Genomic DNA, 12,421 nt, shown 5'->3' with positions numbered 1-12,421 from the left:
CGACGACGACCCCGGAGGTCGCGGGGGCCACGACGGTGCCGCTGCAGGGCGTGCAGCTGGACTTCCACGCGCTCAACGCGATGTTGAACCTGTACGGGCCGGACGGCAAGATCCAGTTCGGCAAGGACCGGGAGGCCACCACGGCCTACTTCGAGCAGCACGTGGTGCCGAACACCATCCAGTTCGACACGCTCGACGCGAAGCTCGACCACCTGGTCGAGAACAAGTACTACGACCCGGCGGTGCTGGGGAAGTACTCGCGCGCGTTCGTCAAGGAGCTGTTCCAGCTCGCCTACTCGAAGGACTTCCAGTTCGAGTCGTTCCTCGGGGCGTTCAAGTACTACACGTCGTACACGCTGAAGACGTTCGACGGGAAGAAGTACCTGGAGCGCTTCGAGGACCGCGTCTCGATGGTCGCGCTCGGCCTGGCTGACGGCGACGAGCAGGTCGCCCGCGACGTCGTCGAGGAGGTCGTCTCCGGCCGGTTCCAGCCGGCGACCCCGACGTTCCTCAACGTCGGCAAGGCGCAGCGCGGCGAGCCCGTGTCCTGCTTCCTGCTGCGCATCGAGGACAACATGGAGTCCATCGCGCGCGGTATCAACTCGGCGCTGCAGCTGTCCAAGCGCGGCGGAGGCGTGGCGCTGCTGCTGAGCAACATCCGCGAGCACGGCGCGCCGATCAAGCACATCCAGAACCAGTCGTCGGGCGTCATCCCCGTGATGAAGCTGCTCGAGGACTCGTTCTCCTACGCCAACCAGCTCGGGGCGCGCCAGGGCGCCGGCGCCGTGTACCTGCACGCGCACCACCCGGACATCATGCGGTTCCTCGACACCAAGCGGGAGAACGCGGACGAGAAGGTCCGCATCAAGACCCTCTCGCTGGGCGTCGTGATCCCGGACATCACGTTCGAGCTCGCCAAGACGAACGCGGACATGCACCTGTTCAGCCCGTATGACGTCGAGCGCGTGTACGGCAAGCCGTTCGCCGACATCTCCATCTCGGAGAAGTACGACGAGCTCGTGGCCGACGACCGGATCACCAAGACCACGATCAAGGCCCGCGACTTCTTCCAGACGATCGCCGAGCTGCAGTTCGAGTCGGGCTACCCGTACGTGATGTTCGAGGACACGGTGAACCGGGCCAACCCGATCAAGGGCCGGATCACGCACTCCAACCTGTGCTCGGAGATCCTGCAGGTCTCGACACCGTCGACCTTCCACGAGGACCTCTCCTACGACGAGGTCGGCCGGGACATCTCCTGCAACCTCGGGTCGCTCAACATCGCCAAGACGATGGACTCGCCCGACTTCGCCAAGACGATCGACACGGCGATCCGCGCGCTCACGGCCGTCTCGGACCAGACGAACATCGAGTCGGTGCCGTCCATCCGGCGGGCCAACGACCTGGGGCACGCGATCGGGCTCGGGCAGATGAACCTGCACGGGTACCTCGCGCGCGAGCGGATCTACTACGGCTCCGCCGAGGGCATCGACTTCACGAACCTCTACTTCTACACGGTCGCCTACCACGCGATCGCCGCCTCCAACCGGCTGGCGATCGAGCGCGGCAAGGCGTTCGGCGGGTTCGAGGACTCGAAGTACGCCACCGGCGAGTACTTCGACAAGTACACGGACGGCGAGTGGAAGCCCGCCACGGGGCGCGTCGCGCAGCTCTTCGCCGACTCCGGGGTCGCCATCCCGACGCAGGACGACTGGCGCGCGCTCAAGGCGTCCGTCGTCGAGCACGGCATCTACAACCAGAACCTCCAGGCCGTGCCGCCCACCGGGTCGATCAGCTACATCAACAACTCGACGTCGTCGATCCACCCGGTGGCCGCGAAGATCGAGATCCGCAAGGAAGGCAAGCTCGGTCGCGTCTACTACCCGGCGCCGTACATGACGAACGACAACCTGGACTACTACCAGGACGCGTACGAGATCGGCTACGAGAAGATCATCGACACCTATGCCGTGGCCACGCAGCACGTGGACCAGGGGTTGTCGCTGACGCTGTTCTTCCCCGACACCGTGACCACCCGCGACGTCAACAAGGCGCAGATCTACGCCTGGCGCAAGGGCATCAAGACCCTCTATTACATCCGCCTCCGCCAGATGGCCCTCGAGGGCACTGAGGTGGAGAACTGCGTCAGCTGCATGCTTTGAGCAACTATCTGGAATTCGGGGAAGAGAAGACGATGGCGCCCACGGGGAAGCTCAAGCTCATCGATCGCGTGACCGCGATCAACTGGAACCGCGTGCAGGACGAGAAGGACGTCGAGGTCTGGGACCGCCTGGTCGGGAACTTCTGGCTGCCCGAGAAAGTGCCGGTGTCCAACGACATCCAGTCGTGGCACACGCTGAGCGAGGCCGAACGGCTGATGACGACCCGTGTGTTCACCGGCCTCACGCTGCTGGACACCATCCAGGGCACCGTCGGCGCCGTGTCGCTCATCCCGGACGCGCTGACGCCGCACGAGGAGGCGGTGTACACGAACATCGCGTTCATGGAGTCGGTGCACGCCAAGAGCTACTCGTCGATCTTCTCCACGCTGATCTCGACGCGGGAGATCGACGACGCCTTCGCGTGGTCGGAGGAGAACGCGAACCTGCAGCGCAAGGCCGAGATCGTGCTCAAGTACTACCGGGGTGACGACCCGCTCAAGCGCAAGGTCGCCTCGACCATGCTCGAGTCGTTCCTGTTCTACTCCGGCTTCTACGCGCCGATGTACTGGTCGAGCCGCGCCAAGCTCACCAACACGGCCGACCTCATCCGCCTCATCATCCGCGACGAGGCCGTGCACGGGTACTACATCGGCTACAAGTACCAGAAGGGCCTCGCCCTCGTCAGCCGGGCCGAGCAGGACGAGCTCAAGGCCTACACGTTCGAACTCCTCTTCGAGCTGTACGAGAACGAGGTCGAGTACACCGACGCCCTGTACGGCGAGCTGGGGCTCTCGGAGGACGTCAAGGCGTTCCTGCGGTACAACGCCAACAAGGCCCTCATGAACCTGGGCTACGAGGCGCTGTTCCCCAAGGAGGACACGGCCGTCAACCCGTCGATCCTCGCGGCCCTGAGCCCCAACGCGGACGAGAACCACGACTTCTTCTCCGGCTCGGGTTCCTCGTACGTCATCGGCAAGGCAGTGGCGACGCAGGACGACGACTGGGACTTCTGACCCCAGCGCCGAAGTAGTGCCAAAATCGCCGAGGTAGTTCGAAAAGCGCCGAGGTAGTCCCGAGTTCAGCGAGGTAGTTCACTACCTCGCGCAGAACGAGACTACCTCGGCGCTTTTCGAACTACCTCGGCGATTTTGGCACTACCTCGGCAGGATCAGACGTCGGCGGACGGGGCGCCTGTCACGGGCGGGTCGGCGGCCCAGGGGAAGGTGATCCACAGGTCGGTGTCCCGCCAGGAGTAGTCGGGCCGGATGATGGTGCGCGGCTTGGTGTAGAGCACGACGGAGCGGGCATCGGCGCCCAGCTTCGCGAGCATGTCCATGACGAGCGCGAGCGTGCGCCCGGAGTCGGCGACGTCGTCCACCACCAGCACCTTGGAGCCCGGCAGCTCGGAGGTGTCCATGAGCGGGGGCAGCACGCGCGGGTCGTCGAGGGTCTTGCCGATGTCGGTGTAGAACTCGACGTTCAGCGTGCCGACCCCCTTGGTGCCCAGGGCGTACGCCATCGCGCCGCCGGGCACGAGGCCGCCGCGCGCGACCGCGACGACGACGTCGGGCAGGAACCCGCTGGCGACGACGCTCTCGGCCAGCTCGCGGATCGCGACCGGGAGCTGGGTCCAGGTGAGGACCTCGCGCTCGGGGGCGACGGGTACCTGCTCGGTGGGCTGTGCGCTCATGGCACCAGACCCTACGCGCGACGGCGGGCCCCCTTGACCGGGAGCCCGCCGTCGCGATGGTGCTGACCTGCGCGGCAGCCGGCGTGACGTGCGGGACGTCACGCGGTGCCGCGGGGGGTCACTGTGCGTCGAGGATGTCGACCACGAAGACCAGCGGCTGACCGGCGAGCGGGTTCTCCTCGCTCTTCTCCGCGCCGTACGCCTGGGCGGCCGGGATGACGAGCAGCACCTGGCTGCCCACCGTCTGGCCGGCGATGCCCTTGACCCAGCCGTCGATCACCTGACCGTCGGCGATCGGGAAGCTGGCCGGCGTGCCCCGCTCCCAGGAGGAGTCGAAGGTCTCGCCATCAAAGGTCCAGCCCGTGTACTGGGCGGTGACTGTCTGGCCGTCCTTCACCTTGGGCCCGTCGCCCTTGATGAGGGTCTGCGCCACCAGGTCCTTCGGCGCCTCGTAACCCTCGGGGATCTTCACGGACGGCGCGCCCGAGTCGTCGAGGGTGACGGCGGGAAGGCCCTCCTCGGGCTCCACGGCCTCACCGTCGGCGCGCGTCGGGATCTTGGTCGCGTCGGTGATCTCGACGAGGTTGACCGCGGTGACGGCCTGGCCCTGCTGGTCCTGCGACGGGAACGCCACGAGCACGCGGGAGCCGACCTTCTGGCCGGTCAGCGGCTCGGTGAGCACTCCGTAGCTGGTGTCGCCGAGCACGAAGGTCGCGGGGGCCTTCTGCTCCCAGGTGGAGCCCTGGCTGCTGCCGTCGGCACCGAGGTACCCGACGAAGTCGATGGTCACCTTCATGCCCTCGGTGACCTCGGCGCCGTCGCCCTCGTCGATCACGCGGGACGTCGGGACGGAGACCTCGAGCGGCGTCTCGAACGAGAGCTTCGGCTCCTTGCCGGCGTCGCCGTCGACCTTGACGGACTCGACGGCCGCGACGTCCTCCTTGGTGGGTTCGGGGGCCTCGGTGGCCGGCGAAGACGACGCTGACGCGGACGGCGACGCGCCGTCGCCGGAGTCGTCGGCGCAGGCGGACAGGGTCAGGGCCGCGGCCAGCGCCAGCGCGGTGGCGGCGGCGGACGTGCGGAGCTTCACAGGGGAGTCCTTCGGTTGACTGGACGATCCGGGCCACTGTAACGGCCCCACCTGACTGCTTGGCACAGGGAGCGCGCCGGTGCAGGGCGTCCGCGCGACGACGTTCCTGGTCGGACGCGGGCGACAATGGACCACATGCCGTCGAGCCGTCCGTCCCGCAAACGCCCCTGGGGTGCCGAGCCCCCGCCGCTCGACCTGGACCGGGCGCTCGGCGGGGTACGACGCGTCAGCGCCGAGGACGGGGAGTGGACCGTGCGCAAGGTCCGGGGCGGCGAGAAGCCGTACCGGTGCCCCACCTGCCGGCAGGAGATCCCGCCCGGCACGTCGCACGTCGTCGCCTGGCCGCGGGACGTGATCGGGGGAGAGCCCGCGGGGCTGGAGCAGCGCCGGCACTGGCACGCGTCGTGCTGGGAGCGCCGCGCCCGGCTGCGCTGACCGGCCGGAATCGCCCCGCGGAACTACGCTGAGCGGTGATGAACGACGATGCCACCGGCCACCAGATCCGTTCCCTCACGATGCTGCCCGCGCGCCGAGAGGACGTCGAGCTGCACACGGCAGACGGGCTCACGCTCGTGGGCGAGCTCGCCCTGCCGGCGGACCGCGACCCGGTCGCGACGCTCCTGACCCTGCACCCCTTGCCGACGCACGGCGGCTACATGGACTCGCACGTGTTCCGCAAGGCGGCCTGGCGGTTGCCGGCCCTCGCCGATCTCGCGGTGCTGCGGTTCAACACGCGCGGGACGTCGTCGCCCCGCGGCACGTCCGAGGGGGCGTTCGACGGCGGCGAGGCCGAGCGCTACGACGTCGCCGCCGCGATCGAGCTCGCGGAGTTCCGCGAGCTGCCCCGCCCGTGGCTGGTCGGCTGGTCCTTCGGCACGGAGCTGGTGCTCAAGCACGGAGCCGACCCGGGTATCGAGGGCGCGATCCTGCTCTCCCCTCCCCTGCACCGCGCGACCGACGAGGACCTGGACCGGTGGGCCGACTTCGGGCGCCCGCTCGTCGTCCTCGTGCCCGAGCTCGACGACTACCTGCGCCCCGACGAGGCACGACGCCGGTTCGCGCGCGTGCCGCAGGCGGAGGTCATCGGCGTCGACGGCGCCAAGCACCTGTGGGTCGGGGAGCCGGCGGTGCGCCGCGTGCTCGACGAGATCGTCGGCCACGTGCTGCCCGGGCACCCCCCGCTGCCGACGCACTACGCCGGCGAGGTGCAGCAGGCGCAGGCGGCGCCCGCCGGATGAGCACAGACTGGACCAGCACGGCCTGACGGTCGCCGCCCGGGCGCGACCACAGGGACGACGTGAAAGACGACGTGAAAGAGGAGTCGACGATGACCACGACCTCCGCGCTCCTGGCGACGTACACGCTGCACGAGGGCGCGGGCACGCCCCTCGTGCTGCTGCACGGCTTCCCCCTCGACCACCGCATGTGGGCGGCGGCGGCGCGGGCGCTGCCCGAGGGCGTGCGGGCCATCGGCGTGGACCTGCCGGGCCAGGGCCACTCCGAGCTGCACGGCATGCCGCCGCGCCTCGAGGACGTCGCCGACGCGGTGCACCACACGCTGCGCGAGCAGGGCGAGGGCAACGCGGTGGTCGTGGGGCTGTCGATGGGCGGTTACGTGGCGCTGGCCCTGGCCGAGCGGCACCCCGGGATCGTCGTGGGCCTCGGCCTCGTCGACACGAAGTCGACGGCGGACCTCGACTCCGCCCGCGCCAAGCGGCTGCGGATCGCCGACGCCGTGCTGGAGGGGCAGACGCTCGACCCCGTGCTCAGCATGCCGGGCACGCTGCTGGGCACCACGAGCGCTCAGCAGCGCAGGAACCTCTTCCCGCAGCTCGAGACGTGGATCCGGGCACAGTCGCCCATCGGTGTCGCGTGGGCCCAGCGCGCGATGGCGGCTCGGCCCGACCGTACCGACGTCCTGCGCAGCTTCGACGGCCCGGTCGCCGTGGTGGTGGGTGCCGAGGACCAGCTGACGCCGCTCGTCGAGGCCGAGCACATGGTGCACGCGGCCCGCGACGGCGCGCTCACCGTGGTTCCCGGGGTCGGGCACATGAGCGCCGTCGAGGACCCGGCCACGGTCGCGGCGGCCCTCGCGCTGCTGCACCGCCGGGTCGCCGAGCGCACCACGCGCCCGCGCTGGCCCTGGCAGTACTGAGCGCAGCCGAGCAGCACTGACCGGTCCGCCGCGCGGGCCGCCTCGCCGTCAGCCTCCGAGCCGTCAGGCCTTCGTGGTGGCCGGGGTCTCCTCGACGTCCGCGCCCTCGCCGGCGTCGTCCGCGGGCTCGCTGCCCTCGGCCTCGTCGATCTCGTCGGTCGCCTCGGCCTCCGGCTCGGGCTCCGGCTCGGTGGGGGCCGGGGCCTCGGACTCCGGCTGCGCCGCCTCGGCGTGCACCTCGGCGACCGGCACGGGCGCCCCGGGCACGGTGGCGACCTTCTCCGCCCCGAGCAGCCCGCGCAGCTCCTCGAGGTAGGAGTTGATCGAGTCGTGGCGGCGCGTGAGGTCCTCGAGCTGCCGCTGGGCCGTGGTGCGGTGGTGCTCGGCCTCGGCGCTGGCGTCGGTGACCATCTGCTCGGTGAACTCCCGCGCCTCCGCGACGACGCCGTCGGCGGTGCGGCGGGCGTCCGCGACGAGCGCCTTGACGTAGGCGTCGGACTCGGCCCGCACCTTCTCCGCCTGCTGCAGCGCCAGGGCGACGCGTCGCTCGGCCTCGGCCGCGTGCTCCTCGGCCGCGCGGACGAGCTGGTCGGTCTCCCCGCGCGCGGTCTCGTGCCGGGCGGCGGCCTCGTGCTCCACCTGCTCCCGGCGCTGCGCGATCTCGAGCTCGGCGTCGGCCAGCGCGGCGCGCGCCTGCTCGCGCAGCTGCTCCAGCTCGGTGGTGACGGCGTCCGAGGCCTCTGCGGCGTGGTGCTTGGCGTCGGCGACGATGCGGGCCGCCTCGCGGCGGGTGCGCTCGAGGAGGTCGGTCGACTCGCGCTCGGCCTCCTCGCGCAGCGCCGCGGCGTCGGCCGCCGTCTGCGCGCGCTGCTGCGCGGTGTCCCGCTCGGCGGAGACGCGCAGCTCGGTGGTCTCGCGCTCGGCGGTGGAGCGCTGGACGCCAATCTCCCGCTCGAGCGTGGCGCGCCGTTCGCTCTCCTCGGCGCTGAGCGTGCTGGTGATGAGGGCGGCCTCGCGCTCGGCGGAGCCGACCAGCTCCTCGGCGCGGCGCTGGGCGGCGAGCAGGGTGCCCTCCGCCTCGGCGGCGGTGGTGGAGCGGATCTCCTCCGCCTCGCGGCGGGCGCTGCCCAGCAGCTCCGAGGCCTCCGACTCGGCCCGGGAACGCACCTGGCCGGCAGAGAGCTTGGCGCGCGCCATGATGTCCGCTGCCTGCTGGTTGGCCTGGGTGAGCACGTCCGTGGACTGCTCCTCCGCGGACCGCAGCAGGCGCTCGACGCGGGACCCGAGCCCCGCGTACGACGGCTTCTCGTTCTCGCGGAGCTGACGCTGGGTCAGCGCGAGCTCGGAGGACAGCTGCATGGCGCGCTCGTCGGTGCTCACGACGTTGCGGCGGACCTCCTCCAGAGCCTGCTCGAGGCGGGCGATGTGACCCTCCACCTGGGCGCGGTCGTAACCGCGCATGGTGATCGGGAAGAGCGTGCGCTCGTCGGACACGTGCAGACCTCCGTGACGTGGTGGGGGTGCCCCGGCCTCGCCGGGTGACGGGTGACCCCGGCCTCGGCCAGGATAGTGGGGCGGGCGGGACGCCGATACTCGTGACATTCTTACGCTTCCGGGCGATCCGGGCATACCCGAGGTCGCGATCGGTCCAGGGTCCGGCGGGGTTCTGGCGTCGATCCACGGGTCGTGACGACCGCCGGGAGCCGGGGCGCGGCCGCCGTACGCGAGTCGTGAAGGGTTCGTGAACCGCCCCCCGCCAGGGCGCTCGCATGGACGGACAGTTCCCGGGCGTCCCTATGCTGAACTGTCCACGTCGAAGGGAAAGCTCGGTGCTGCAACGCATTCTGGGTGGCGTACTGGTCCTGCTCGGACTTGTCGCTGCCGTGCTCGGTGTCGCCTCCGCCACGGTTTGGCGCGACACCGACACGGTGGTCGCCACGGCCAAGCCGACGGGCGACGGCACGCTCGTCGTCACCGACCCCGGGGTTCTCGGGCTCGTCGGTGGCGACGTCACGGTCAGCGCGTCTGTCCCCGAGGGGCAGCGCGTCACCCTGGCTGTCGGCCGCGACGTCGACGTCGACGGGTGGGTCGGCAACGACCCCTACTCGCGCGTCACGGGCCTCAGCGACTGGGAGACGCTCTCCTCGCAGGCCGGGGTGCCCGCCGATGAGGAGGCGGAGACGAACGAGGCCCCGACCACGGGTCCGGACCCCGCCGGGTCGGACATGTGGGTGGCCGAGGCCTCCGACGAGGGCAGCGTCACGCTGCGCTGGAGCGACCGCCCCGGCCGCTGGAGCCTGCTCGCCGCGGGCGTCGGCGAAGGCGCCCAGGCGCCCACCCTCGAGCTCACGTGGCCCCGCACCATCAGCACGCCCTACCTGTGGCCGGGCGTCGGGGTCGGCGCCGGGCTGGTCGTGATCGGTGTCGTCCTGCTCGTGGTCGGCGGACGTCGCGTCCGTGCCGAGCGTGCCGATGCCGCCTCCCGCACCGACGGCCACGACGGCCGCGACGAGCACCGCACCGACGGCCCCGCGGCCCCGGCGCGCCGGGCGTTCGGCGCCCGGAGCCCGTTCGGCCCCGTCCGCGCGGACAACGGCGCCGACACCGACGCGCCCGGCGAGGCCCCGGTGGAGAGCGGCGCCGCCACCGACGACCCGGCCACAGACCGGCCCGACGCGGCCGAGCCGGGGGACCCCGCGGACGACGGCACGGCGCACGGCTCGGCCGGCACCGCCGAGGTGCCCCTCGCGAACCGGTTGCTCCGCCGCTCGAGGCGCCGCGAGCGCGAGGCCCTCGCAGGCGGGTCGCAGGACGCCGCGTCGCAGGGTTCCGCCGCGGACCCGTCCGGCTTCGCGCCGCCGCCCGCCGCACCGCACTTCGCCGACGCGCCGGCACACGCGCACGAGCCGGTGCCGTCCGAGCCCCTGACCACCACCGGCGCGATGCGGATGACGCGTCGTGAGCTGCGCGCCCAGGAGGAGGCCCGCCGGGCCACCGAGCAGGGCGGCGGGGTGACCCGCATGCTGCGCGCCATGACCGGCTCGATCCCGGCCGTCCGCCCGCAGCCGGCCGAGGCGGAGGGCGAGGCCCCGGCCGCGCGTCCCAACTCCTCAACCCCCGCCGGCCGCGCGGCCGCGTGGCGTGCCACCTGGGGCTTCGGCGATGCCGGGGGGGCCGGCCAGACCGACGACGCACGCACGACCGACACCACTGACGGAGAGAACCGATGAACCGCCGTACCACCCGCCGCGGCATGGCCGTCGCGAGCGCCGTCGTCGTCTCGACGGCGCTGCTCGCCGGCTGCGCCGACGAGCTGCCGCAGCCCGCGCCGGGCGAGGCGGTCGCCGGCCCCGTGCTCAGCGAGGACCAGGAGACCGAGGTGTTCACTGCGGTCTCGGAGACCGTGGCGAAGGCCGACAAAGAGCTGAAGGGCAAGGACCTCAGGCCGCGCGTCACCGGGCCGGCGTACGAGGTGCGCACGAGCCAGCTCAAGGTGGCCAAGGAGCGGGACAACGGTGAGTTCGTCACCGAGATCCCGACCGAGTCGCAGCAGATGATCATCCCGACCACCCAGACGTGGCCGCGCACCACCTTCTCGATCACCGCCGCGACGGAGGACCTCGAGACACCGCGCCTGGTCTCGTTCGAGCAGGAGTCGCCGCGGGCGGACTTCCGGATGTGGTCGTGGGTGCAGCTCATCCCCGGCATCAAGATGCCGGCCTTCGCCGACGCGGGGATCGGCTCCGAGGCCGTCGCCGCGGACGACGACTCCCTGGCCGCGACGCCTCAGGACGCGCTTGCCCAGTACGCCGACCTGGTCACGCTCGGGGCCAAGAAGTCCTCGTTCGCCAAGGGCTTTGAGCTGCCCGACGCCGACCTGGTCGCCGCTGTCGCGGCCGACGCGTCGGCCTGGCGAGACGTGGGCGGCTTCGAGGAGTCGGGCACCGAGTACTCGCAGAAGTACAAGGCGCGCAAGGACGACGTGCGCGCGGTTCGCACCGCCGACGGCGGGGCGCTCGTCATGGGCGTCCTCGAAGGCAAGACCACCGTCAAGGCGGAAGCGGACGCCAAGGTGCCGGCGCTGTCGGAGACGCAGAAGGCACTGCTCGGCGACAACGACCCGACCAACGTGCTGCGGACCGAGTACACCGACATGGTGGCGCTGTACGTGCCGCCGAAGGACTCGGACGCCAAGGTCCGGCCGCTCGGCTACTCGCACGTGGCGACCGCGGCCTCCAACTGACCTCCCGCGCTCCTAGGATGTCGACATGACCAACGCGACTCCCGACCCGAGCTTCAGCACGCGCGGCGCCGTCGACCTGTCGGCGCTGAACCGTCCGCAGGCACCGCCGCCGGGGGAGCCTGGCGGGGCGCCGTCGGCAGACGGATACGTGCTGGACGTCACGGATGCGAACTTCCAACAGGTGGTGCAGGACTCGACCACCTACCCGGTCGTCATGCTCCTGTGGATCCCCACCGACCAGGCGAACGCCGAGCTCGCCGAGCTGCTGGGGCGGCTCGCCGAGGAGTACGCCGGCCGGTTCCTGCTCGGCCGCCTCGACGCGCAGACGTACCCGCAGGTTGCCGCCGCGTTCCAGGTGCAGGGCGTGCCGACGGTCGTGGCGGTGCTGCAGGGGCAGCCGCTGCCGCTGTTCCAGGGCGCGGCGCCCGAGGAGCAGGTCCGGGGCGTGCTCGACCAGCTGCTGGCCGCGGCCGAGCAGAACGGCGTCACGGGCCGGGCCCCCGCCCAGGGCGGCGACGGTGAGCCCGAGCCGGAGCAGGAGGAGACGGAGCCCGTCGAGGAGCCGCTGCCGCCCCTGCATCAGGAGGCGTACGACGCGATCGAGCGCGACGACCTCGACACCGCGGTCGCCGCCTACGAGAAGGCGATCAAGCAGGACCCGAAGGATGCGCTCGCCGTGGCCGGGCTCGCCCAGGTGCGGCTGCTGCAGCGCACCCGCGGTGCCGACCTGCAGGCCGTGCGGACCGCCGCCGCGGATGCCCCGGCGGACGTCGACGCGCAGCTCGCGGTGGCCGACGCGGACATGCTCGGCGGCAAGGTCGAGGACGCGTTCGCGCGCCTGCTCGAGCTGTTGCCCGGTGCCGACGCGGACGCCAAGGAGCGGCTCCGCGTGCGGCTGGTCGAGTACTTCGAGATCGTCGGCCCCACCGACCCGCGCGTCGGCAAGGCACGTCAGCGCCTGGCGATCAGCCTCTACTGACGCCGAGATAGAGAAGGCAGACCCGAGAGAGGAAGAAGGTGGGGGGAGGAAGAGACAAAGGCGGGGGGTATCTCAGGTGTCTGCTCTCTCTTGTGGGTGCGT

At 71.4% G+C, this 12,421-nt stretch carries 11 protein-coding genes; 8 read left to right on the top strand and 3 right to left on the bottom strand.

Annotated elements, in window-relative coordinates:
- Positions 1–35: 35 nt before the first annotated feature.
- Both nrdE and nrdF read left to right on the top strand, forming a co-directional pair.
- Positions 36–2,162 (top strand): class 1b ribonucleoside-diphosphate reductase subunit alpha, encoded by a 2,127-nt coding sequence (gene nrdE, locus AC1C2V_RS01630; protein ID WP_495388428.1) that lies wholly within the window; start codon positions 36–38, stop codon positions 2,160–2,162.
- A 32-nt stretch (positions 2,163–2,194) separates the two neighbouring features.
- Positions 2,195–3,175: a class 1b ribonucleoside-diphosphate reductase subunit beta gene (gene nrdF / locus AC1C2V_RS01625; protein ID WP_495388427.1), complete on the top strand. Its 981-nt coding sequence runs from the start codon at positions 2,195–2,197 to the stop codon at positions 3,173–3,175.
- A 155-nt stretch (positions 3,176–3,330) separates the two neighbouring features.
- Here the strand turns inward: nrdF and AC1C2V_RS01620 are convergent, their stop codons facing one another.
- Together AC1C2V_RS01620 and AC1C2V_RS01615 are read right to left on the bottom strand one after the other, a co-directional pair.
- Positions 3,331–3,852, bottom strand: a complete 522-nt coding sequence (locus tag AC1C2V_RS01620) for a phosphoribosyltransferase (RefSeq protein WP_495387822.1) — start codon at positions 3,850–3,852, stop codon at positions 3,331–3,333.
- 118 nt (positions 3,853–3,970) lie between these two features.
- Positions 3,971–4,942 (bottom strand): FKBP-type peptidyl-prolyl cis-trans isomerase, encoded by a 972-nt coding sequence (locus AC1C2V_RS01615; RefSeq protein ID WP_495387821.1) that lies wholly within the window; start codon positions 4,940–4,942, stop codon positions 3,971–3,973.
- A 135-nt stretch (positions 4,943–5,077) separates the two neighbouring features.
- On the opposite strand from AC1C2V_RS01615, the gene AC1C2V_RS01610 reads away from it, so the two are divergent.
- The 3 genes from AC1C2V_RS01610 (at position 5,078) to AC1C2V_RS01600 (ending at position 7,097) form a co-directional block, all read left to right on the top strand.
- Positions 5,078–5,377, top strand: coding sequence for an Rv1322 family protein (locus tag AC1C2V_RS01610; RefSeq protein ID WP_495387820.1), 300 nt, complete (start codon positions 5,078–5,080; stop codon positions 5,375–5,377).
- A gap of 38 nt (positions 5,378–5,415) precedes the next feature.
- Complete coding sequence (locus tag AC1C2V_RS01605) at positions 5,416–6,180, top strand: alpha/beta hydrolase (RefSeq protein ID WP_495387819.1); 765 nt, start codon at positions 5,416–5,418, stop codon at positions 6,178–6,180.
- A gap of 89 nt (positions 6,181–6,269) precedes the next feature.
- On the top strand, positions 6,270–7,097 hold the full coding sequence (locus AC1C2V_RS01600; protein WP_495387818.1) for an alpha/beta fold hydrolase: 828 nt from the start codon (positions 6,270–6,272) through the stop codon (positions 7,095–7,097).
- Between the two features lie 63 nt (positions 7,098–7,160).
- Here the strand turns inward: AC1C2V_RS01600 and AC1C2V_RS01595 are convergent, their stop codons facing one another.
- Positions 7,161–8,591 carry a coiled-coil domain-containing protein gene (locus tag AC1C2V_RS01595; RefSeq protein ID WP_495387817.1) on the bottom strand — a complete coding sequence of 477 codons (1,431 nt, stop codon included), beginning with the start codon at positions 8,589–8,591 and terminating at the stop codon, positions 7,161–7,163.
- Between the two features lie 335 nt (positions 8,592–8,926).
- On the opposite strand from AC1C2V_RS01595, the gene AC1C2V_RS01590 reads away from it, so the two are divergent.
- The 3 genes from AC1C2V_RS01590 to AC1C2V_RS01580 are packed head-to-tail and all read left to right on the top strand — an operon-like array spanning position 8,927 to position 12,319.
- Entirely contained in the window at positions 8,927–10,327 is a 1,401-nt protein-coding gene (locus AC1C2V_RS01590; protein WP_495387816.1) for a hypothetical protein, read from the top strand.
- Positions 10,324–11,340 (top strand): DUF8094 domain-containing protein, encoded by a 1,017-nt coding sequence (locus tag AC1C2V_RS01585; RefSeq protein WP_495387815.1) that lies wholly within the window; start codon positions 10,324–10,326, stop codon positions 11,338–11,340. Before AC1C2V_RS01590 ends, AC1C2V_RS01585 begins: the two co-directional genes overlap by 4 nt.
- Before the next feature lie 25 nt (positions 11,341–11,365).
- Entirely contained in the window at positions 11,366–12,319 is a 954-nt protein-coding gene (locus tag AC1C2V_RS01580; RefSeq protein ID WP_495387814.1) for a co-chaperone YbbN, read from the top strand.
- The last annotated feature ends 102 nt before the right edge of the window (positions 12,320–12,421 follow it).

It is taken from the genome of Isoptericola sp. Y541, from assembly GCF_059445465.1.
Note: the sequence above shows the minus strand (reverse complement) of the source record. Positions and strands in the feature narration are given on the sequence as shown.